Source organism: Bradyrhizobium sp. 132 (assembly GCF_023074185.1).
GTDB lineage: Bacteria > Pseudomonadota > Alphaproteobacteria > Rhizobiales > Xanthobacteraceae > Bradyrhizobium.
Window position 1 is genome coordinate 1 of sequence record NZ_JADPKY010000051.1, and the last position, 22,968, is coordinate 22,968.

Genomic DNA, 22,968 nt, shown 5'->3' on the forward strand with positions numbered 1-22,968 from the left:
CTTCTCGTCCTTGAAGACCGAGCGAACAGCGCGCAAAGTGTACCGGTCACGCAACGAGGCCAAGGCCGACGTGTTCGACTACATCGAGCGCTTCTACAACCGCGCATCAGAACACCCATCTGTCTATGTTGTTGAAGAGAAAAGACTTTGCTGATTGGGATTCGATCCCGTGGGGTATTTTGGGTTCAGCCGCGCCCGTTCGGCAATGGCTTGTGCAGCGGATGTTGTGAGTGCGGCGCGGGCGAAGATCCAAGGGCCATCAGATAAGGGATGGATGGCTTCGATTTCACCGGCTTCAGCGGCCAGCCGGAGCGTCTTGGGCGCGATCTTCAGGAGCTTGGCGGCGTTGCTGAGGTTTAGCCAGTGCTCGATGCCGTCCTCGGCGGGCTTGAACACCGGGATGCGATAGTTCGAGCGCAGCGAGGTAACACGCTCGCGGGTCCAGCGATTGCCGTTACCGGTCTCGAGGCCGTTGCGGTTGAGGAGGCCGGCGATCAGATCGTCGCTGGCGATCAGCACCAGTCGGCGCACAGCCTCGATGATGTTGGCGGAGGTGCTGTTACGCTGCCCGCGCCGGCGTTTGGGCAGGCGTATCTCGCTGTGAACGCCGCCGACCCAGTGAACGATGAGGACGATCTCGGAGGCCGCATCGTCGATATCGGCCACGACCTCATGGATGAGGGTGCGCACAACGCGCTTCTTGAGGCGAGCATCCGTCGTCGGCGCATCCCAGACCGCTTTGAGGTTCGAGGCTAGAACGCCGAGCGAAGCTGGATCGGCAATGGGGGCGGGCGTCGCCGCCTCATGCATTGCGATCTTGCCCTCGACCTCCGCCGCGTGAGCGAGCGCCCTGTTCCAGCGCGCTTCAAGCTCGCCCGCCACCAGCCGGTTCGCGGGGTCAGCGGCATCGTACTGCCGGAAGGCCCGGTCGGCGGCATAGCGCGCCGCTTCGAGGTCGCGACTGAGAGCATCGCGCACCTGATCCCGCCGTTCCCTGGCTTCCTTGGCGGCCGCGGTTGCAGCGGCGATAGCGCCCGGACCGACGACGCCAAGCAGCGCTTCCTCGACTGCATCATCGACGCGCAGTCCGCCGAAGCCGATGCAGTGAGGGCCACCATTGTCCATCCAGGCGCGGCTGCAGCTGTAGCGCGGGATATGGTGCTTCATGCCGGAGTACCGGAGCGTGAGCTTGCGGCCGCAGCGCTTGCACCGGATCAGGCCGGCCAGCAGCCCGTCACCATGCTTGGGCGCGCCGTGATGCCGACCGGTGGGAATGTTGCTGCTGACCATCGTGCGGATCGCCTCGAACCTCTCCCAGCTCACATACCCTTCGTGGGTGTTGGGCTTCAGCGCCAGCCATTCGTTCCGCGCCTTGCGGCGGATCTTCACGCTCACGCCTGCGGCGCTGTATCCCGCCGCCACAGCCGTCTTACCATAGGCATAGGCGCCGCCGTAGACCGGGTTCTCAATGATCCGGTGGATGGCGGAGTAGCTCGGTCGCCGCCAGGCCGTATCGCCGTTGGTCTCCTTCACCGGCAGATCGAGATTGTACTCGTGAAGCCAGCAGAGCGCCTGTCGCGCGCTGCCCAGTTCCTCGACCTTGTCGAACACCAGCTTGATCGCTTCCTGGACACGCCGATCCGGATCCTTCTCATAACGGTCCCCGGCCTTCACGAAGCCGACGGGCGCCACCACAACCAACTCGCCCCGGCGCGCCTTCTCGTAGCGGGCCGAGAGCGAGCGCTGACGCAACAGATCCAGCTCGTACTCGTTGAGGCTGCCCTTGAGCCCGAGCAGCAGGCGGTCGTTACCGTGCCTCGGTGCATAGATCGTCTCCTGATCGACCAGGACGGTATCGTCCACACGACACATCTCGATGAGTTGCTGCCAATCCCGGCTGTTGCGAGCGAAGCGCGAGACCTCGCGGGCGCAAACCGCGCCAACCTTACCGAGGCAAACCTCCGCTACCATCCGCTCGAAACCGGCGCGTTGTACCCCGCCGGCGGCTGAACGACCGAGATCATCATCGATCACTTCAATCTCTGACCACCCGAGCGCCGTCAGCCGGTCCCGCATGGCGTACTGCAACGCACTGCTCTCGCGATTGTGCAACACCTGATGCGCTGAGGATTGACGCACGTAAAGAAGCGCCTTGCGCTCGAGATGATGAGGCCTGACCTTGTCAGAAATCATGACCGACCTCCTTCGCGCGCGGCGTCGCCGTCGTCGCAGCATGGTCGAGGATCAACTGCGTCATCAGACTCATAAGGGCCGCCTGCGCTTCCGCCGGCAGCTCCGACCATGCCGGCGCGCCGATGGCGCCGTTCGACAGGCCGCTCCCGAACAGATCCATCTGCGGCTGCGGCCGCGGTCGTTGATTGTGTCGGTATCCGCTCCCTGGCATTGCCGTCTGGCTTGACATGAGTCGCTCCCCGATTCTGGCCGTGAGAGCCTCTGGATGCGCCAGAAAGCGGGGCAGCTGATGGCGTTCGATCCTTCAACGCTACATCGAGAAGCGCAGAAAGCGCCGCAAGTGCATCGATCCTAACAAGCGGCTGAGCTGTCAGAAACCCGGCGTCATGGCATGCCGTCCGGTCGAACATCCATGCGGGAACTTCCAGCCAACGGTCTGCTTGCGATCCGTCCAGGGTGCAGCGAAAAACGACATCGTCGGCCTTGTCGATGGCCCCATGAACGCAAACTCGGCGCCCAAACCAAGGATGATGCCGATAAAGAACCTCGCGAAGAACGGTCCTGTGGGCGTTCTCAAACGTCGTTGTACAATCCGAAGCGAAGGCATTCGACGATCGGATATCTGAGCCCTATGGAGTTCGAACGGAAGGTCGGATTAGCTTAAGCCGGTGTCAACAGAACCGGGTGCAGCTCAGACACCAGCCCTGCTGGACGAGCATCCTGAAGCCGTACGCGTTTCCCTGGCAGAAGTACCTTGAACCGTCCTAGGCGTTTTCGAAGCTGGAAGTCATTACCGGCGTGGCCCGCCCGGATTTACGTTGGATTCCGCCGCCAAATAATAGTGAGATACTGTCGAGCAGCTGATGGAAACGTGGAAGCGGCGCCAGGCTGAAATCGGTAACTTCAACAAGCTCCGCATTTGCCTTTGTAGGACGATTCGCGAAGTGTGACGGGTGAAAACAAGGTTCAATTCTGATCGACGGGCGGTTCGTAAGACGCACGCACTCATTCACTAGTAAAGAAGGGGCCGCCGCCGTGAACTTCGGCGGTGACCCACCTAGGCCTACGGTGCAGAAACTCCGGTCCGTCATCGGCCCGGCATATCGAACTGGATAACAAAGACATTCAGCGAGATCACACTAATGGGGAAACCGTCCGCGTGTTTCTTTTGCTCCACGAACGCGCTCGACACCTATCGCGATGGCTGCCGTGCGATTGTTTTCACGTTTGCTTCGCGCCAAGACGCGCTCGAAAGCACGATCCAAAGTTGATACTCCCTACTCGTGACTTCCTCCTCCTCCCAGAATAGTCGTTGGAAGCCCTGCACCCCATTCAAAGTAGCTGACCACGACACCGCCCGAGTTGCGGAGAATATGGGGATGAGAAAGATCTGCTCCTGATGGCCTTGCTACTGGCTATTTCGCGGTCGATGCCCCGTTCCGGGCAGCCGGAACAAGCACGTCACACGGGATCGTCAGCAGCTCGCCTGGGTCTAGAGCAAGCTCGCTGGAGTGGCCATCCAGGCTACCTAGGAGGCAGCATGTCCGACCAGCTGTGGTATATCGAGCGCCGAGGTCGATAAAGCGCGCCCGTGTGATCTCTGACTCCGATCACTTTCGCTCGCATATTGTGTAGCTCGAGTGGGGTGATCGAACCGACATCTCCAAAGCCTTGAACAATACCGTGACAGATTCCTTCGGCATCAGCAGGCGGGTTCTTAGGTCGTCTGGTATCCTCGGGATAATTCGCGATCAGTTCGAATTGCTTTACGGCCATCTCAAACACTTGCCCAGTGCAGACAGTCACGATAGCTCCTGAGCCTGGATATGAAACGTCGGAATGCTTGTGCTTCAGAGCACCGAGCTCCCTGGGGCGTGTTGCGCGTTTCAGACGCGGGTGAGACAACTAGTCCAATCAGCAAGATTGCGTCTCGCGGTCACGCCAGAAATATCACCAATGCGATGAAAGCGAGATTGACCGAGGCGGCCACGACGGCCCAACAGCAAATCGTGGCAGGCGAAAATTCAAGAGCGTCCTGCGAAGTGTCGACCCAAAGCGGCGGCATTCAAGTCAGCTCCAAAGACGCGGGTTAAGAGACAAACCTGCATAAGCGCAGAAACCACCCACTCTGCTAAAGCCGAGCCTTTCGACCGCGCGTAGAGCCCTTGCCACCCCGCCTGGCGAGCGGGAGCACATCGGCTATCGCTCGCCGAACTGCCCGATCCGTCCGCTAGGCGAGCCGGTGCGATCCGCGAGTGCGAGGAGCACGGCTGGAGGAAGGACCGCGCGGATCGCACGCCCGCGAGCCCGCAAAATCCGTGCCCACTGGCAGCCGGTCTTGCCGCGAGCTTCTCGGGAGGCTTGCGCCCAATGCTCTGGGTTCGATGACATCCATTCTAAGGTCAACCCGCTATCCCGATCGCTCTTGAGCCACGGTGCCGGAGCGCTCGTCTGAGCTCACCGAACTGATGGAACATGACGAACAGAGCGATCATTCCGGCGCCCAGCTCAGCGATTGCTTGACTGGCTAACAGCCCATCGAAACCCGCAACCACCGGGAATAACAGTACGGCCGGTATGAAGAGATAGCCCTGCCTCGCCAGGGCCACAATTGCACTGAGGCGTGCTCTCCCAAACGCCTGAAGCATTGCCGTCACGAAACTCTGAACCCCAAACAGCCCAAAGAAGAGATGGAACACGATGCAGGACGAGACGGCTATTTCCGTGACATTCTCGTTATCGCTAAATAGACTCACCAAAGGCCTTGCAAAAACAACAACGGCCGCAGAATACGCGATGGAGAATGCGACCGTCACGAAGAGCATGAACTTCGCAGCCTTCAGAATACGAACATAGTCGCGTGCGCCCCAACCGAAACCCAGGATAGCTTGAGCGCCTATGCAGAACCCGGTGATAGGCAGTGCGCCGACCATCAAGATTCGCACAGCTATTCCAACTGCAGCGATGGAATCATCGCCGAACGGTGCGGCAGCTCCGTACAAGAGCATAACCGCAAGAGCCGATAAGATACTCGTCATTGTCGCTGGCGCGCCCACCAACGCGAGCTGTCTGATGCGATCTGCTCGCAATGATATGTGAGATATCCTGACGAGAACTGTCCCGCCAAGCTTCGCAAAATACGCAATATAAAGTCCAATAGCGGCGATCTGCGATACCAGCGTTGCGAGGGCTGCGCCACGCACGCCAAGGTCAAACAAGAATATGAAGACAGGGTCAAGCACAGCGTTCAGTAGAAACGCGGTAAGCATCGCCCACATGCTGAATCGCGTATCGCCTTCGGCTCTGACAATGAACCCGCTAACGATGTTTAGAAGCATCAGGGTGTTCCCGAACAAAAGCGTTCCCGCGTAGTCGAGCGCCACGGGCATGATGGTTGGAGTCGCTCCGAGGATTGCGAATATCGCTGGCAGACTAGGAAGCAGAGCGACGGTAACTATGATGCCAATCGGAGCGGTGAGCGCGAGAGCTGTACTTGCGCCTCGACTCGCCTCTAGGTACTCACGAGCGCCCAGATGACGAGATATGAAGGACGCCGTTCCAACACCGATTCCCTGTGCGGCTGCCGCGAGCAGGACCATGATCGGCAAGGTCATGCTCACAGCTGCGGTCGCCTGCGCGCCAAGTGCGCCAACAAAGATCGCATTGACGACCTGCTGTAAAGCATGGATCGATAACCCAACAACAGATGGAATGGCGAGCCGCAGGATAAGGCTCGAGAGATTCGGGTCCGATAGATCGATGTGCTGTTTCTTCTGTGGCATCAAACTTGGCTCGCTCTCGAGCGCGAATTCCGTATCCGGCTCATTCATGCATGAACGTGTCGCTACTTTCCAAATTCGCTGATCGCGCACTCAGCGCAAGCTTTTCCGATCCGCTCTTGCACAGCGGTACATAAGTTTATCTGCGCCGATCGATCGTCGTGATCGGGTGGACCCGTTTGACGTTTCACAAGCTGATTTTTGCCTTGGTCGATTTTCCCTAGGCATACGCCTCCCGCCAATCGCAGGCTTCTGCGGCTCTTAAGTAGAACAACGAGGATCCTGATTGAGGTGTCCGTGCGTAGCCACCTAGGTTCTGCCAGTCATATTGTGCCGTTCTGCCCTTTGTTGACTTCTCATCCGTTGCGTTTTTCCTCGATGATGATCGGCGGGGGAACGCGGCCGGACCCTAGAGCCTCAACTTGGCTTTGGCATCTACCGGATCTTGTAGTAGACGCTCCATCGTCTGCATGGCACACGCAATGAACGTGCCCAGAACCAGTGTTAGGTTCGGCGACGATGTCGTGCAAGCGCTCCATGATCTCGGGTTCCTTGTCGCGATCGAGACGAACGGCAGGCTGCTGGTCCCGGCCGGCGTGGTAACTGGGTTTGCGGCAGCAAATCGCGCCGCACTGGCCATCGCTCGCGGACACGAACTCAAAATTCGTGTAGCCGCAGCCGTGTGCCGGCGGTTCGATGAGAGGGCTCGGACGATTTCTGCTTCGGCCCACAGACGGCCCTGGCGCCGTCGACCACATGCGGCAGGCCGCCGCGCAACGCCTGACTCATCGGAAATGGCGAATCAGCGTGCAATGTCACAAACATCCCGGCATCAGATGAAGATATCCCAGGTATTTAAGTTCGAGGCAGCGCACCGACTTCCAACCGTCCCGCAGACACATCGCTGTCATCGGACGCACGGTCATTCCTATCGCGTCGAGGTCGTGCTGAACGGGCCCGTCGATCCGCACACCGGGTTCGTAATGGATTTCTTCAGCATGGAAGAAGCGTTCGGTCTTCTTCTAAAGAAGCTCGATCACCATTGCCTGAACGAAGTCCCGGGACTCGAAAATCCGACGGCGGAAAATATCGCCATCTGGATCTGGCAGCACGCGAAACCGCGCCTTGCGCAACTCTCGAGCGTGAGGGTGTACGAGACGACAGATTGTTGGGCCGAATATGAGGGGCCCGATCGCTGAATTCCGCGCTCATTTTGGGCTGTATTGATGCGGCGCGCCTGTCCTTCTTCGGCTCCGAAACCGACGATCTGCGCTTCGGCTCCTCATCGGCCCGATCCGCGGGCAGATTCCCTCGCTCACGGGAGGCCCTTTGGATCTCGCGGGAGGTCAGACGACGGCGCCCTGCAAGGCTAGGATCTCAAGGAGCGCGAGGCAGCCATCGACAGCGCCATGAGCCGCCGCCTTCATCAGCAAATGCGGCAGCCGTAGGCCTCCGAAGCCCGCCGGACCAATTGCCCGGGTTGAGCCGATTTATGCCTCCCGCGACGACCTGGTGTATGTGCCTGCATGGATGATGATCAGGACCTTTACGCGAGAGGCGGCCTTGAGGGACGACCGGGTTTGACGGGAATCTGAGTCGAGAAGGCCCTCATCATAGGGCACTTTCGGCTTCGGTAGGTTCCCCTTCCACGCCACGCTCGTCGAGCGCTTGACGCGCCGCGCCGGTGAAGCCATCCGGCGTCAGCCTCGAGGGACTGGCACGGCCATGGGGCGTGGCCGAGCCGTACAAGACGGCCCTTGCCCAGAGGGGTGCGAAGCGCGCGCAAGGCCTGATCTTCACCGCCGAGCTTGGTGAACTCACACACTAGGAAGACAGCGTCATCCTTCTTGCGCTCGATCTTTTCAAGCGAGGTCTGATGCTTTGGCATCGTGGTCTCCGTTCCCACAAAACATGGACGCATAAACGCGAAGACGTTCAATAAAATAGGACAAAACATAATTACACCACTCCGACGCACCGAGGCGGCCATCCTAATGCCTCGACGGAGCCGCGATTCCCGTTGCGGGCTGGCTGATTCCTCGTGGAAAACGGCGAAGGTATCCTGTCCAACCCGATCTTGGCCGAGACGGCAGACTCGGCGTGCTCTTCCCACCACAGGCCAGCGGGTCGCGTATATCGCCAGCGCTGGTGAGGCGCCACGGAGCATCATCGACGGTGTCTCGCCAGCCGACAGGGAGGAAATCCGCGGGGATCCAGACGCCGGACGGGAGCTGAAGCGAGTTCAGTTTTGAACTGCTTGGATGCCGGAACGGGAGGACTCTGTCAGAAGTAAGCGTTTTTCTGACAGTGCTTTTTCGACGCGCGCTTGCGGAGCTCACCCACACGCGAGTGCTTGCTCTTGGAGGCTCGACGCAAGGGTCATCGAACCAACGGAATAAGAAAGCCCCAACCAGCGACGGTTCCTTGGGTCGAACCACGGCGTCTGGGCTGTGCGCGACAATCCGTCCGCCAGCGGTTGATGGACGAGCCGGCGCTCCGCGCCGGCCACTACACATCTGTACGACTGTACGAGAAGCCTCATGAACCGAGAACGGGTCCGCTAGGCACAGCTCACGCAGCCACGGACTTCGTCGCCGTCACCCGCAAGTATTTTTACTCCGCTTTGCTTAGCGTATCTGCTCTCGACTACGCGCCTCATCGCTAGGAATGCCCTCACGCGCGCCGCGGCACTTCAACAATTTCATTTTCATTCGACGCTGCCGAAGTCAGCATGCGAGAAGCGTTGCGAGTAATCGCTGCGGCTTGGCTGTAGCGCAGCGCAGAAATTTAGGCTAGCTTCTGCTCGCGAGTTTGCAAATGCGTACCCGCACCCGATCTCTCCGAAGACAACGAGCGATCATTCGACCGCTCGCCCCCTCACATCCTCAGAGCTGGGATAATCCGGACAATGAGGAAATCTGGTTTGAGTTGGCGCGCGCTATCGGACGTCAGGTCGCACGGGATGAAAATCACGGCTCGGGGCAGCCGATAAAGGACCGACATGACGACAGCGTCATCGAAGAAAACGGCCGTACTATACGCCCGTTATTCCAGCGACATGCAAAAGGCGACCTCGATTGATGGTCAGCTATTGCTCTGCCGGAAGGTCGCATTGCGCAACGACCTCGATGTCATCGGCGAGTTTGTCGATGCCGCAAAATCTGGTCTTACCGAAGGTGCGCGGGACGGCTATCAGCGTTTACTCAACGGTGTGAGAAACCGGGACTTTGACGTAGTCGTGGTTGAGCATTTCGACCGCTTGTCGCGCGATCCCGCAACCATCCAGCGTCTCAAGCAGGTTTTCGAGTTCAACGGCGTTGAGCTGATGGATCAGAAGGGGGTCTATGCGACCGCCACTGACATCAGCATCGCAAGTCTCTACAACACGATTTACAAGCCGCAGCTCGCCGAAAAGGTTCGGCGCGGCCATGACAACGCTGTTGCCAACGGAAGAATTCCTGGCTCATGCGCCTATGGTTATCGACCGAGGCCGGGCGCGCCGGGCGAACGCGTGATCGATGACAACGAAGCAAAGATTGTGCTCCGCATCTTCAGCGAATATGCAGCGGGCCGCTCGACCCGAACTATCGCCGCTGATCTCACCCGCGAAGGCGTGCCCTCACCAGGGGCAACTCGTCACAAGAACAAGGCTGATCGTACCACCTGGAATCACCAGTGCATTACAGGCGGCCGGCATGGTCGCGGTATTATCGGCAACGATCTATATATAGGCGAGATACATTGGAACGTTCGCTCGACAATTCTCAACCCGGAGACCCAGAAGAAACAGAAGCGCCGCAATCCAGAAGAGCGCCACATCATAGTTAAGAAGCCGGAGCTACGGATCGTGCCGCAAGCGCTCTGGAATCGAGCGCATGAGGTTCGTAGCGCGCGCGCCGTATCTATGTTCGGACCGACTGGCAAGCCGCGGCGTCGCGCCGTGATCCCGCGCAACAACGAGCACCCGCTTGCCGGTGTGCTCCGGTGCGGCGTCTGCAATGGCCACATGCGAATCGCTCAATCCTCGCGTAACGGTGCACCGCGCGCGGCATGCGCGAGCGCGCATCAGCGGGGCACGTGCGAGCACACCCGTAGCTTCGACATGGACGTTCTGCTCGAGGATGCCTCCGACAAAATCCAACTGAAATTGCTTTCGCCGAAAGCCATTGAAGAGGCGATGTGTGCCTGGAAGGAGGAGCGCAAAAACGATCGGAACAAGGGCAGCGAACACTCTAAGCTAGAGCGGCGACGCCGCGTGTTGACTACCGAGATGGAACGCCTGTCATATGCCATCGCAAATAGCCGCCGGAAGCCGGACGAGTTGCTCAAGCGCATCGATGAGTGCGACCTGGAGCGGGAAAGCGTTGAAGAGCGCTTGCGGCTGCTGGGCGCTGGCGGCGAAAATGTCATTGGCTTCGATCACCCGAAATTCGGTGACCGATACCGTTCGGAGGTTAGAAGACTGGTCACCGCGCTCAAGGCCAATCCGAAGGCGATCGAAACTCGCGTAGCCTTCCGCAACTTGATCGAATGCATAGTAGTGCATCCGGTTCGCAAGCGGATGCCCTACGAATATACGCCCTACCTGAACAGCTCCGCGCTTTACGGCAAGAACCTTTTCCCAGAAAACCGCAGCAAGGCGCGAGAAATCAGCACGTTTGCCTACTACGACAATGGCAAGTCAGGGAAATCCGTGTCCTCGTAATAGACCCGGACCTGCATATGATGGCGGCCGTCGCGGATCTCGCCGTCGAGATGAGCTGTCACGTCGCGAGCCTCTTGTTTCAGATAGAGGCCCGTTTTGCGCAAAAACGGCCGGACACGCAAGCGCGGCTAGGACACAACCGCGCCCGTCCGGCCCAGCGTCACCTCGACGATCTCAGGCGGCACGCCGACGCGGAGCGGCAGGATGCTGCAACCGAGGCCGCCGGAGATGATGACGTCGCATTTCAGCCGGACATGACCATAGGCGAGCCGGAGGCCATGCTGCGGCGGAACGGCCGGCGACCAGCCGAGCAGACGGACCTGGCCGCCATGGGTGTGGCCGGACAGTTGCAACGCGACGCGGGCGGGCACGCGCAGCGCGACGTTAGGCTCATGCGCGAGCAGGATGATCGGCGCGTCGTCGGTGACCTTGGCAAGCGTCGCGGCGAGATCGTCGGCGCCGAAGTGTCCCGTGCTCCGGAAGCGTCGCGCCGGCAGAAAAGCGAGTTGATCGCCCAGCCCCGCGAGCCAGAACGCGCGGCCGTCCTTGGTGATCCGCACGGCGTCGTTCTCGTAGACGGGAATGCCGGCCGCCTCCAACGCGCGATGCGCGACCGTCGGCCCCTGCCCGGCCTGCTGCACGGTCCTGTCGGCCCAATAGTCATGATTGCCCATGACGGCATGGACGCCGAGCGGCGCCCTGAGGCCGGCCAGTACCTTGGCCCATTCGCTCGCCGGAATGATGCGCGTGACCTGGTGCAGACCGGCGACATAGTCGCCGAGCAGCACGATAATATCCGCGTTCAGGGCGTTGGTGCGATCGACGATGGCCTCGATCCGCTCCAGCGACATCCAGGGATCGCAGGCATGGATGTCGGCGATCACGGCGATCTTCAGCGGAAAATCCGCAGGCCATTGCCGCGGGGTTGGATGATAGCGGGTGACGCTAAGTCGCACCACCGGTTCGACGGCAAAGCCATAGGCAGCGGTCGAGAGGCCGAGGGCGGACAGACCACCGATGGAACGGATGAGGTGACGACGCGTGATCATGGAAGCCCGATCGTGATGCAGCTTCTTGATGCGATCCGATTGGAGCGAAAATGGGGTGCGTTTGTGCAGACCCTCTGCACGAGATTACCGGAAATTCATGATGGCCCGAGCACTCAGCACTTGCGCAGGTCAGTCGTCGCTTTCGTCGGTGCCGAACAGGCCGAACTGTGCCGCCGCATCGCGCGAGGGCTCGCTGATGCCGAGATGGCGGAAGGCGTGCGAAGTGAGCAGGCGGCCGCGCGGGGTGCGCTGCAGATAGCCGCACTGGATCAGATAGGGCTCGATGATGTCTTCGATCGCATCGCGCGGCTCGGACAGAGCGGCTGCCATCGTCTCCACGCCGACCGGGCCGCCGCCATAGTTCTGCGCGATGGTCGTGAGGTAGCGGCGGTCCATGGCGTCGAGGCCCGCGGCGTCGACCTCGAGCGCGCTCAGCGCGTGGTCGGCAATCTTGCGATCGATCCTGTCGGCATCGGCCGCCGAGGCGAAATCGCGTACGCGGCGCAACAGCCGGCCGGCGATGCGCGGCGTGCCGCGGGCGCGGCGCGCGATCTCGTTGGCGCCATCCGCGCTCATGCCGACCTTGAGCACGCGCGCACCACGGGTGACGATGCTCTCGAGCTCTTCGATCGTGTAGAAATTCAACCGGATCGGAATGCCGAAGCGGTCGCGCAAGGGATTGGTTAGAAGGCCGGCGCGCGTGGTGGCGCCGACAAGGGTGAATTTCGACAGTTCGATCTTCACCGAGCGCGCCGCCGGGCCTTCGCCGATGATCAGGTCGAGCTGAAAGTCCTCCATCGCGGGATAGAGCACCTCTTCCACCGCCGGGCTCAGGCGGTGGATCTCGTCGATGAAGAGCACATCGCGCTCTTCGAGATTGGTGAGGAGTGCTGCGAGATCGCCGGCCTTGGCGATCACCGGGCCCGACGTCGCGCGAAAGCCGACGCCGAGCTCCTTGGCCACGATCTGTGCCAGCGTGGTCTTGCCGAGGCCGGGCGGGCCGACGAACAGCACATGATCCAGCGCCTCGCCGCGCTTGCGTGCCGCCTCGATGAAGATCGAGAGGTTCTTGCGCGCCTGCTGCTGGCCGACGAAGTCAGACAGCGATTGCGGGCGCAGCGCGGTATCGCCGACATCATCGCTGCGGCGCTCGGGCGTGACCATGCGGTTGGCCTTCGGGTCGCTCACTTCGACAGCTCCTTCAGGCCTAGCCGGATGAGCTGCGCGGTCTCGGCGCTCTCGCCGGCGCTGCGCGATGCCGATGCAATCGCCGCCGCCGCCTGCGGCTGGCCGTAGCCGAGATTGACCAGCGCGGAGATCGCGTCTGCGACGGGGCGCGGCGCGCGCCGGTCGTCGACGGCACCGGCAAGATGCACCACGGCTGGGTCAATAGTTGCGAAGGCCGGCGCCTTGTCTTTCAGTTCGGTGACGATGCGCTCGGCGACCTTGGGGCCGACGCCGGGCGTGCGCGCCACCGCGGTCTTATCGCGCAACGCGATCGCGTTGGCGAGGTCGGAAGGCTGCAGCGTGCCGAGCACGGCAAGCGCGACCTTGGCGCCGACGCCCTGCACGGTCTGGAGCAGGCGAAACCATTCGCGCTCGTGGTCGCTGCGGAAGCCGAACAGTTTGATCAGGTCCTCGCGGACATAGGTTTCGATCGACAGCACGGCGGCCTCGCCCTGCGACGGCAGATGCTGCAGCGTGCGCGACGAGCAATGCACCTGATAACCGACACCGCCGACATCGAGAATGACGAAATCCTCGCCGTAGGAATCGATCAGGCCCTTGAGCTTGCCGATCATAACCCCACCACCTTCAGCCTGAGCGCCGTGCTCGTGCGATGATGGGCGTGGGTGATGGCGATGGCGAGCGCGTCGGCGGCGTCCGCGGACGGCGGATCGGACTTGGGCAGCAAGATCTTGAGCATCATCGCGATCTGGTGCTTGTCGGCATGGCCGGCGCCGACCACCGTCTTTTTCACCTGGTTCGGCGCGTATTCGGCAACGCTGATGCCGAATATTGCGGGCGCCAGCATGGCAACGCCGCGGGCCTGACCAAGCTTCAGTGTCGCAGCGCCGTCCTTGTTGATGAAAGTCTGTTCGACCGCCGCTTCCATCGGCTTGTGAACGGACAAGATCGCGGCGAGCCCTTCATGGATCGCGAGCAACCGGCTTGCGAGCGGCAAATCGTCCGGCGGTTCCACCGAGCCGCAGGCGACGTAAATCAGGCGGTTGCCCTCGGCCTCGATCACGCCCCAGCCGGTGCGGCGCAGGCCGGGGTCGATGCCGATGATGCGAACGGGGACGCGAATCGGGAGCGCAGTCATGGGCCAGTGATAGCGGCTGGCTGCCGCGGGGGAAACAGAAACAGAACGGAAGTAACAGGGGAAGTGGGCCCTACCCGCCCATCTTCGCCAGCAGCGCGTCCGACACCTCGAAATTGGCGTAGACGTGCTGGACGTCGTCATGCTCGTTGAGCAAATCCATCAGCTTGATCAGCTTCTCGCCGGTCTCGTCGTCCACCGCGATCGTGTTCTGCGGCTTCCAGATCAGCGCCGCCTTGCGCGGCTCGCCGAACTTGGCTTCGAGCGCCTTGGCGACGTCGCGATAGCCTTCGGTCGAGGCGTAAATCTCGTGACCGCCTTCGCTCGATATCACGTCGTCGGCGCCGGCTTCGATGGCGGCATCCAGCACCGCATCGTCGGAGGCGACGCTGCGGTCGTATTCGATGATGCCAGTGCGGTCGAACATGAAGGACACCGAGCCGGTCTCGCCGAGATTGCCGCCGGACTTGGTGAAGAAGGAGCGGATGTCGGAAGCGGCACGGTTGCGGTTGTCGGTCAGCGCCTCCACGACGACGGCGACGCCGCCGGGGCCGTAACCCTCATAGCGGATCTCGTCATAATGCTCGCCGTCATTGCCGAGCGCCTTCTTGACGGCGCGCTCGATATTGTCCTTCGGCATGTTCTCCTGGCGCGCCGCGATGATGGCCGCACGCAGGCGCGGGTTCATGTTGGGGTCTGGCGTCCCCAGCTTGGCCGCGACGGTGATTTCCCGCGCCAGCTTGCCGAATAGTTTCGACTTCTGGGCATCCTGCCGCCCCTTGCGGTGCATGATGTTCTTGAATTGGGAATGTCCGGCCATGCGTGATCTTCTCTAGGGAGTCGTGCGCCAAGATAAGCGTGGGAAGCGCGGCCTTATAGGCCGCCACCCCACTGGAATGAAAGAGGCTCTACGACTTTAAGGTAATAGCGTAGTGGCCCCTGCCTAGATGTCAGGCATCGTTAACCCTGATTTCATTCCAGCCTGCGAAAATAGCGTCCGACCGTTCCCCGATAAGAGAGACCTGATGGTGTTCGGACTATTTCGGAAGCGTCTGCCGGACATGGCTCCGCCTGCGGCAACCCCGCAGGCTGCGCAGCCGGTCAATTCCGAGCCCGCTCCGGCCGTTGAGGGCGATTCCGCCAAGGAAATCCTGGAACTGCTGGAACTCGAGCTGGGAGCGATGATTCGCCAGCTCGAGCGCGCCGCCAATTCGGTGGCCGGCGGCGCCGAGGCGACCGCCACGACGCTTGCCGCCATCCGCGACCGCACCGACGCCCTGACAGGCCGGACCAACGCCGCGCAATCGAACGCCTCGACCTTCGCCCATGCCGCCGACAAATTCACCCAGTCCGCACACGGAATCGGCGCGCAGGTTCGCGAAGCCGGCAAGCTCGCCGACGAGGCCAGCGCCGCGGCGCAGGAAGCCCGCGCCAATGTCGATCGCTTGCTCGAGTCCTCGGCCGCCATCGGCAACGTGGTCAATCTGATCGCACAGATCGCGCGGCAGACGACGCTGCTCGCTCTCAACTCGACCATCGAGGCTGCGCGTGCGGGTGATGCGGGAAAAGGCTTTGCGGTCGTCGCCACCGAGGTCAAGGCACTCGCGGTGCAGACCCAGGGTGCCACGGAGGAGATCACCAGGAAGATCGACGCGCTCCAACGCGACGCCGCCGGCTCCGCGGATGCGGTGCACCGCATCTCGCAGGCGATCGAGGCGATCCGCCCGGTATTCGAGACCGTCAACGGCGCGGTCGCCGAACAGAACGCCACCACCAGCGAAGTCTCGGGCAACGCGACAAGTGCGTCGGAGTTCATCGTCTCGGTCGGCGAAAGCGCGGCCGAGATCGACGCTGCGACCAAGGCGGCCGAGACCCACGGCGAGAACGTCGCCAGCGCCGGCAAGGCCGTGACCGCCTTCGCACAGAAACTGAAATCGCGTTGCGCCGTGCTGCTCCGCCAGAGCGAGCATGACGACCGCCGCAAGACCGAGCGGCTGCCCTGCCATCTCAAGATCGAAACCGCCCGCGGGGTGCTGCCGGTCTACGAGCTATCGATGGACGGCGTGCTGATCGGCGGCGCGGACGCGGGCCGCCTTGCACCGCAAGCAATGATTGAAGGTACTCTCGAGGACGTCGGGGCCTGCCGCCTGCGCGTGGTCGAGCAATCCAAGGCCGGCGCCCGCGCGCAATTCGTTGCTCCCAACGCCGCGCTCAACGAGAAGATCGAGGACCGGCTCTGGTCGATCCACGAAGAAAACACGGAGTTCGTCACCCGCGCCATGGAGGCGGGTAACGCGCTGACCGCAATCTTCGAGCAGGCGGTTGCACGCGGCGATGTCGGGATCCACGACCTCTTCGATACCGATTATGCCGAAATTGCCGGAACCGATCCGCAGCAATACCGCACCAGATATCTGGACTGGGCCGACCGCGCGTTGCCGCCGTTCCAGGAAGCCTTTCTGGCGAAGGACCAGCGCATGGCGTTCTGCGCCATGGTCGATCGCAACGGCTTCCTGCCGGTGCACAACAGGATCTATTCGCATCCGCAGCGGCCGGGCGATGCCGCCTGGAACACCGTCAACAGCCGCAACCGGCGGATCTTCAACGATCCGGCGGGGTTGGCCGCCGCGCACAACCTGCGCTCGTATCTGGTCCAGAGCTATGCGCGCGACATGGGCAACGGAAATACGGTGATGATGCGCGAGATCGACGTCCCGATCCGCGTGCAGGGCCGGCACTGGGGCGGATTCAGGACGGCCTACAAGCTCTAGTGCGCGCCCAGGCAAGACATCAAAGCGCGAATCACCTCTTAAGATCGAAATTGGAATGGGAATGCCGCGGAGAGCCGGCGAACGGCTCTGACTGGAGGACTCTCAAGACATGTCCGTCGTACAATTTGCAGTACTGGACACCGGCTCCAACCGAACGCTTGCCGAACGGCTGATCGATCAGCTCGCGGACCGCATCGGCGGCCTCGGCGTGGAACTCGCCGACATTGCCGGCAACGTCCAGGAAGTCGCACACCGCGTCGCGAACCAGTCGGATCGGTTCCATCACCTCCAGGAAACCGCCGAGACGATGGTGTCGGCCAACCACGACATCGCCAATGCGTCACAGGCGGTGCAAACGACCACGTCAGCGGCGGTCGGCGAGATCGCGCAGTCGCGCAATGCCGTCGACACTGCGGTCAACCACATTTCCGAGCTCGTCGCAGCCGTCGAACGCATCGAGGCGCGGCTCAGCGCGGTCGGCTCCGCGCTGGCACAAGTCGCAAAGGTGTCCGGCTCGATCGAGGCGATCGCGAAGCAGACCAATTTGCTCGCGCTCAACGCCACCATCGAGGCGGCACGCGCCGGCAATGCCGGCCGCGGCTTCGCGGTGGTCGCAAGCGAGGTGAAGAACCTCGCGGAAGCTACCCGCCAGGCCACGCACCAGATCTCCGAGACCGTGCGTGATCTCGACGGCCAGATCGAAGGCCTGATCGGGGAGAGCAGCGACGCCTCGCAGCGCGCAAAGACCGCCGGCGAAGGCGCCCAGCAGATCTCCGGCATCATCTCGCGGGTCCAGCAGGGCTTCGCCTCCGTGGAAGCGGAAATCGGCAGCGTCACGCGCGCGGCGACCTCCAATCTCGGACACTGCGACACCGTCATCAGCGAGCTCAACGAGCTTGCCAAGGGCGTTGACCTGTCCTCGCGCGATCTCAAGAACGCCGATCAGCGCGTGACCAAACTGCTCGACACGTCCGAAGGCCTGATCGCACTGATCGCCGACAGCGGCGTCGAGACATCGGATGCGCCGCTGATCCGCGTCGTCGTCGAGACCGCAAAGCGGATCTCGGATGAATTCGAAGCCGCAATCGACCGCGGCGAGATGACGCTCGATCGGTTCATGGACGAGAACTACCGGGAAATCTCCGGCACCGATCCCAAGCAGTACAACACCAATTATGTCGAGTTCACCGACCGCCTGCTGCCCGCGATCCAGGATCCGATCCAGAAATCCGATTCCCGGATCGTGTTCTGCGTCGCCTGGGCCAAGGGCGGCTATCTGCCGACGCACAACCCGAACTATCGCCTGCCGCAGGGCAAGGACCCGGTCTGGAATAACGCCAATTGCCGCAACCGCCGCCTGTTCACCGATCGCGCGGTGCAGAAGGTCGCGGCCAACACCAAGCCGTTCCTGCTCCAGACCTATCGCCGCGACATGGGCGGCGGGCAGTTCGTGCTGATGAAGGATCTGTCCTCACCGATCATGATCCGCGGCAAGCACTGGGGCGCCTTCCGGATGGGCTTTCGGCAGGGCTGACGGTCGTCGCGACGCGCCTGCCGCGACGGCGCTATGGCGTCCCTCAATCAAAACCTCGAAAACAACCCCATGCACAGTAGCCGGGGCGAGCGGAATCAATGGCTTAAGCGCCTGACGAAACCGTGGGTTAGGCGCCCGCCTGGTGAAGTCGTTGCGCCGTCGGGCAAAACAGGCGCACGATGGCATCATCGCGCATGTTGGCTATCGCATCGTTGATCCGGCGGCTGGCCGTTGCGATCGATCGCGTCAGAACTGCACCGTGCTCGCCGTCGGTCGACTTCCACAATCGCACGACTTTCGTCATCGCATGATTTTGCGCATTTGCACGATCATCTGCGGCGATCGATGACGCACGCGACGAAAACGCGTCAGAAAATGACGCTTATCATATCAATTAGCCCAAAATCACTGCAGCGACCGCCGCACAAATTCGTGAACGTCATGGCCTGACGCGCTCGTTGCGCAAATATGCATTGCCGGAAATGTCGACGCTTCATCGTTTCGCATCGATATGATTATTGTCGCGCGCAAATTCGCTGACTAGATCGCCGCAAGCGATCGAGCGAGCAAGGGGATGCATATGGCAACTGTTCTCACCATCAACGGCGAAACGAAATCGTTTGACGCGCCACCTGAAATGCCGTTGCTGTGGGTGCTGCGCGACGTCCTCGGAATGACCGGCACCAAATTCGGCTGCGGCATCGCGCAGTGCGGCGCCTGCACCGTGCACGTCGACGGCAAGGCGGTGCGCTCCTGCGTATTGCCGGTCAGCGCAGTCGAGAACCGCGCCATCACCACGATCGAGCATGTCGGCAGCACGCCGTCGGGCGCGAAGGTGCAGAAGGCCTGGCTCGATCTCGAAGTGATCCAGTGCGGCTACTGCCAGTCCGGCCAGATCATGGCGGCCGCCGCGCTGCTGGCGGCAACGTCCCATCCGGACGATTCCGACATCGACGCTGCGATGGCCGGCAACATCTGCCGCTGCGGCACCTATGTGCGCATCCGCGAGGCCATCAAGCAGGCCGCCTCCGGCCGGCAGTCGTGAGGTCCGCCATGATCACAGACAACAGCGTCTCCCGCCGCTCGCTGCTAACTGGCGGTCTCGCCACCGGTTTCCTGCTCGCCTTCCATCTGCCGCTGCGCGCCGCCGTCAACGAGCCGGTGCAGCCGGTTGACACGACCGACGGCAAGTTCGCACCGAACGCCTTCATTCGCATCGACGAGACCGGCCGCACGATCCTGATCATGCCGCAGGTCGAGATGGGCCAGGGCACTTACACCTCGATCTCGGCAGTGCTCGCCGAAGAGCTCGACGCCGACTGGAGCAAGGTCGAGGTCCAGCACGCGCCGCCGAACGACAAGCTCTACGGCAATCCGGCTTTCGGCCTGCAGGCGACCGGCAACTCCAACTCGATCCGTGCCTGGTGGACGCCGCTGCGCAAGGCCGGCGCCACCGCGCGCGCGATGCTGGTGCAGGCCGCAGCCAGCCAATGGGGTGTCGAGCCCGCAAGCTGCTCGGCCGCGAAGGGCGAGGTCGCGCATGCCGCGAGCGGCCGCAAGCTCGGCTATGGCGCGGTGGCGCTCGCCGCGCAGAGCCAGACGCCGCCGAAGGATGTCGCGGTCAAGGACCCCAAGGACTTCGTTATCATCGGCCAGCCCCTGAAGCGGCTCGACACGCCTGACAAGGTCAACGGCAAGGCCGTCTACGGCATTGACGCGATCCTGCCCGGCATGAAGTTCGCAACCGTCGCTGCCTGCCCCGTGTTCGGCGGCAAGGTCGGCAAGGTCGACGACAGCGCCGCGGTCAAACTCCCCGGCGTGCGCAAGGTCGTCGTGCTCGACGACATGGTCGCCGTGATCGGCGATCATATGTGGGCGGCGAAGAAGGGCCTCGAAGCGCTCCAGATCGAGTGGAACGAGGGCCCGAACGCCAAAATCACCACCAAGGACATCTGGGAGGATCTGCGCAAGGCCAGCGAGAAGGACGGTGCGGTCGCGAAGTCCGACGGCGATATCGTCAAAGCGCTCGCGAGCGGCGACAAGTTCGAGGCGGCCTACGAGTTGCCGTTCCTGGCGCACGCCTCGATGGAGCCGATCAACGCCACCGTCCACGTCAAGCCAGACTCTTGCGAGATATGGACCGGCACGCAGATCATGACGCGCGTGCAGTCCGAAGCGGCGAAGGCCGCGGGCCTTCCTATCGACAAGGTGATCGTCAACAATCATCTGCTCGGCGGCGGCTTCGGCCGCAAGCTCGAGCCGGACATGGTGATCGCGGCGGTCAAGATCGCCAAGCAGGTCGACTACCCCGTGAAGGTGGTGTGGACCCGCGAGGAGGACATCCAGCACGACGTCTACCGCCCGGTCTATCGCGACCAGATCACCGCGTCGCTGGTCGACGGCAAGGTCGCGGCCTGGAAGTACAAGGTCGCGGGCTCCTCGGTAATGGCACGCTGGTTTCCGCCGGCGTTCCAGAAGGGGGTCGACATAGACGCCGTCGACGCGGCGATCGATACGCCGTACGACTTCGCCAACTTCCATGTTGAATATGTCCGCGCCGAACCGCTGTCGGTGCCGACTGGTTTCTGGCGCGGCGTCGGCCCGAACAACAACGTGTTCGCGGTCGAATGCGCGATGGATGAGCTCGCGCGCAAGGCCGGCAAGGATCCGATTGAATTCCGAAGGTCCATGCTGACCAAGAACCCGCGCATGCTTGCGGTACTCAACCACGTCGCTGAAAAATCGGGCTGGGGGCAACCACTGCCACCGCGCGTCGGCCGCGGCGTTTGCGTGCAGCCGTCGTTCGCAAGCTTCATTGCGACCGTGGTGGAAGCGGAGATCGACGATATCGGCGAGATCAGGCTACGCCGCATCATTTCGGTGGTCGACACCGGCATCGCGGTCAATCCCGACACGGTGAAAGCGCAGATCGAGGGCGGCCTGGTGTTCGGCCTCACAGCCGCGCTCTACGGCGAGATCACCATCGAGAAAGGCCGCGTGCAGCAGTCGAACTTCCACGACTACCGCATGATGCGCATCAACGAGACACCGAAAATCGAGGTCATCGTGGTCAAGAGCGGCGAGGCGCCCGGCGGCATCGGTGAGGCCGGCGTCAACGCCGGACCGCCCGCGCTGCGCAACGCCATTTACGCGGCAACCGGCATCGCGCTGCGGCGCCTGCCGATCGACCGGAAACTGCTGGCTGCGGGGAAAAAGGCATGAGCGGCAAGATGCGTATCCTCACGAGCCTGGTCGTGATCGCCATTGTCGTGGTGGCGCTTGGCGTCTGGATCATCCGCGGGCCCGGCCCGCTCGACTTCGCGGGCGGCCCCAAGGTGGCGCTGGCGGACTACCGTGCCGGCAAGCCGACCGGCGTGCCGGCGAAGCTCGAGAAGGCCAGCCTGGTTGAGCGCGGCGAATATCTTGCGAAGGCGGCCGACTGCATGGTCTGCCACTCCAAGCCCGGCGAGAAGGACTATTCCGGCGGGCTCGGCTTCAAGCTGCCGTTCGGCACGCTCTATTCCACCAACATCACGCCGGACAAGGACACCGGCATCGGCAATTACAGCGACCAGGATTTTCTCAACGCGGTCCAGCGCGGCAAGCGCCATGACGGCGCCCGGCTCTATCCGGCGATGCCGTACACGTCCTACACCACCATGACCGACGAGGACGTGCTGGCGGTGAAGGCGTATCTGTTCAGCCTGCCGGCGGTGCGCGCGAAGCCGCCGGAGAATACGCTTTCGTTCCCGTTCAACCAGCGCTGGGCCATGATCTTCTGGTCAGCCGTGTTCAATCCGGACACGCGCTTTGCGCCCGACACCTCCAAGAGCCCGGAGTGGAACAGGGGTGCGTATCTCGCGGAGGCGCTCGCGCATTGCGGTGAGTGCCACACCCCGCGCAATCTCGGCTTCGCGCTGGACAACCGCAAGAAATTTGCAGGCGCGATCACGGCTGGCTGGCGCGCCTTCAACATCACCTCCGACAAGGCCACCGGTCTCGGCAACTGGCGCGACGAGGATTTGATCTCCTATCTTTCCGTCGGCCATGCGCCGGGTCACGGCTCGGCGTCGGGGCCGATGGGTGAAGCGGTCGATCACAGCTTTAGCCAGTTCGCCCCCGAAGACATCCGCGCCGTTGTTGCTTACTTGCGCAGCGTGCCGCCGGTGCCCTCGCCCGACCTGCCCGCAACCACGGCGCCCGTCGCGCCCGCCTCGCACAAGGACGGTGTCACGGCGGACGCGCGCGGCAAGCAAATGTTCGCCAGCGCCTGCGCCAGTTGCCATGGCTGGAGCGGCGAAAGCCCGGTCTCGCCGATGGCAACGCTGACCGGCACCTGGGCCGTCAACGATCCCGCCGCCACCAACGTCGCGCAGATCGTGCTGTCAGGCACCAAGCGCCACACCCCGGACGGCGCGCTGTCGATGCCCGCGTTCGGCAACGCGTATAGCGACGACGAGATCGCGGCGGTGGCGAATTACGTTACGGCACGGTTCGGCACGAAGGGCTCGAAGCTGACGGCGAAGGATGTCGCGGAGTTGCGGGAGCAGACGGCGGAATAGGTACGGTCAGCGCATCACTCTCCAGGGTCGTCCCGGCGAAGGCCGGGACCCA

The 22,968-nt window shown here is 62.4% G+C and carries 18 protein-coding genes and 2 pseudogenes; 9 read left to right on the top strand and 11 right to left on the bottom strand.

Annotation, left to right across the window (positions count from 1 at the left end):
- The coding region (locus IVA74_RS08800; protein WP_247341852.1) for an IS3 family transposase at positions 1-154 on the top strand (154 nt) is incomplete at its 5' end.
- Here IVA74_RS08800 and IVA74_RS08805 read toward each other — a convergent pair.
- Positions 124-2,193: a recombinase family protein gene (locus IVA74_RS08805; protein ID WP_247341735.1), complete on the bottom strand. Its 2,070-nt coding sequence runs from the start codon at positions 2,191-2,193 to the stop codon at positions 124-126. The two genes, IVA74_RS08800 and IVA74_RS08805, sit on opposite strands and share 31 nt — an antisense overlap.
- Positions 2,183-2,353 carry a hypothetical protein gene (locus IVA74_RS08810; protein WP_247293539.1) on the bottom strand — a complete coding sequence of 57 codons (171 nt, stop codon included), beginning with the start codon at positions 2,351-2,353 and terminating at the stop codon, positions 2,183-2,185. The genes IVA74_RS08805 and IVA74_RS08810 overlap by 11 nt, the downstream gene beginning before the upstream one ends.
- Before the next feature lie 426 nt (positions 2,354-2,779).
- On the opposite strand from IVA74_RS08810, the pseudogene IVA74_RS41115 reads away from it, so the two are divergent.
- A pseudogene (locus tag IVA74_RS41115) lies at positions 2,780-2,857 on the top strand (IS3 family transposase); the annotation flags it as partial.
- A gap of 860 nt (positions 2,858-3,717) precedes the next feature.
- Here IVA74_RS41115 and IVA74_RS08815 read toward each other — a convergent pair.
- Together IVA74_RS08815 and IVA74_RS08820 are read right to left on the bottom strand one after the other, a co-directional pair.
- Positions 3,718-3,969: a hypothetical protein gene (locus IVA74_RS08815; RefSeq protein WP_247341855.1), complete on the bottom strand. Its 252-nt coding sequence runs from the start codon at positions 3,967-3,969 to the stop codon at positions 3,718-3,720.
- Positions 3,970-4,595: 626 nt separating this feature from the next.
- Positions 4,596-6,023 (bottom strand): MATE family efflux transporter, encoded by a 1,428-nt coding sequence (locus IVA74_RS08820; RefSeq protein ID WP_247341737.1) that lies wholly within the window; start codon positions 6,021-6,023, stop codon positions 4,596-4,598.
- A gap of 785 nt (positions 6,024-6,808) precedes the next feature.
- Here IVA74_RS08820 and queD point away from each other — a divergent pair.
- Both queD and IVA74_RS08830 read left to right on the top strand, forming a co-directional pair.
- Positions 6,809-7,171 (top strand): 6-carboxytetrahydropterin synthase QueD, encoded by a 363-nt coding sequence (gene queD, locus IVA74_RS08825; protein WP_018454585.1) that lies wholly within the window; start codon positions 6,809-6,811, stop codon positions 7,169-7,171.
- A gap of 1,802 nt (positions 7,172-8,973) precedes the next feature.
- Entirely contained in the window at positions 8,974-10,677 is a 1,704-nt protein-coding gene (locus IVA74_RS08830; protein WP_018454587.1) for a recombinase family protein, read from the top strand.
- Here the strand turns inward: IVA74_RS08830 and IVA74_RS08835 are convergent.
- From IVA74_RS08835 to IVA74_RS08860, 6 genes and pseudogenes are all read right to left on the bottom strand, one after another.
- Positions 10,659-10,739, bottom strand: a pseudogene (locus IVA74_RS08835) (acyl-CoA thioester hydrolase); the annotation flags it as partial. The gene IVA74_RS08830 and the pseudogene IVA74_RS08835 overlap by 19 nt on opposite strands.
- Positions 10,740-10,805: 66 nt before the next feature.
- A complete protein-coding gene (locus IVA74_RS08840) occupies positions 10,806-11,726 on the bottom strand; it encodes a metallophosphoesterase (RefSeq protein ID WP_247341740.1) in 921 nt (306 codons plus the stop codon).
- Between the two features lie 129 nt (positions 11,727-11,855).
- Positions 11,856-12,914 carry a Holliday junction branch migration DNA helicase RuvB gene (gene ruvB, locus IVA74_RS08845; protein WP_247341745.1) on the bottom strand — a complete coding sequence of 353 codons (1,059 nt, stop codon included), beginning with the start codon at positions 12,912-12,914 and terminating at the stop codon, positions 11,856-11,858.
- A complete protein-coding gene (gene ruvA, locus IVA74_RS08850) occupies positions 12,911-13,528 on the bottom strand; it encodes a Holliday junction branch migration protein RuvA (RefSeq protein WP_247341748.1) in 618 nt (205 codons plus the stop codon). The genes ruvB and ruvA overlap by 4 nt, the downstream gene beginning before the upstream one ends.
- Complete coding sequence (gene ruvC, locus IVA74_RS08855) at positions 13,525-14,052, bottom strand: crossover junction endodeoxyribonuclease RuvC (protein WP_247341750.1); 528 nt, start codon at positions 14,050-14,052, stop codon at positions 13,525-13,527. The genes ruvA and ruvC overlap by 4 nt, the downstream gene beginning before the upstream one ends.
- Positions 14,053-14,122: 70 nt before the next feature.
- Entirely contained in the window at positions 14,123-14,869 is a 747-nt protein-coding gene (locus IVA74_RS08860) for a YebC/PmpR family DNA-binding transcriptional regulator (RefSeq protein ID WP_247341753.1), read from the bottom strand.
- Positions 14,870-15,074: 205 nt separating this feature from the next.
- Here IVA74_RS08860 and IVA74_RS08865 point away from each other — a divergent pair, with 205 nt between their 5' ends.
- The gene (locus tag IVA74_RS08865) at positions 15,075-16,820 is read left to right on the top strand and encodes a methyl-accepting chemotaxis protein (RefSeq protein WP_247341756.1); all 1,746 of its coding nucleotides are present in this window, start codon (positions 15,075-15,077) and stop codon (positions 16,818-16,820) included.
- A gap of 109 nt (positions 16,821-16,929) precedes the next feature.
- Positions 16,930-18,354 (top strand): methyl-accepting chemotaxis protein, encoded by a 1,425-nt coding sequence (locus tag IVA74_RS08870; RefSeq protein ID WP_247341759.1) that lies wholly within the window; start codon positions 16,930-16,932, stop codon positions 18,352-18,354.
- Between the two features lie 127 nt (positions 18,355-18,481).
- Here IVA74_RS08870 and IVA74_RS08875 read toward each other — a convergent pair whose 3' ends face one another.
- Positions 18,482-18,640: a hypothetical protein gene (locus tag IVA74_RS08875; protein ID WP_247341761.1), complete on the bottom strand. Its 159-nt coding sequence runs from the start codon at positions 18,638-18,640 to the stop codon at positions 18,482-18,484.
- Between the two features lie 294 nt (positions 18,641-18,934).
- On the opposite strand from IVA74_RS08875, the gene IVA74_RS08880 reads away from it, so the two are divergent.
- The 3 genes from IVA74_RS08880 to IVA74_RS08890 are packed head-to-tail and all read left to right on the top strand — an operon-like array spanning position 18,935 to position 22,916.
- Positions 18,935-19,399, top strand: a complete 465-nt coding sequence (locus IVA74_RS08880; protein ID WP_247341764.1) for a (2Fe-2S)-binding protein — start codon at positions 18,935-18,937, stop codon at positions 19,397-19,399.
- A gap of 8 nt (positions 19,400-19,407) precedes the next feature.
- Positions 19,408-21,576 carry a xanthine dehydrogenase family protein molybdopterin-binding subunit gene (locus IVA74_RS08885; protein ID WP_247341767.1) on the top strand — a complete coding sequence of 723 codons (2,169 nt, stop codon included), beginning with the start codon at positions 19,408-19,410 and terminating at the stop codon, positions 21,574-21,576.
- Complete coding sequence (locus tag IVA74_RS08890) at positions 21,573-22,916, top strand: cytochrome c (protein ID WP_247341770.1); 1,344 nt, start codon at positions 21,573-21,575, stop codon at positions 22,914-22,916. Before IVA74_RS08885 ends, IVA74_RS08890 begins: the two co-directional genes overlap by 4 nt.
- Positions 22,917-22,968 lie beyond the last annotated feature (52 nt).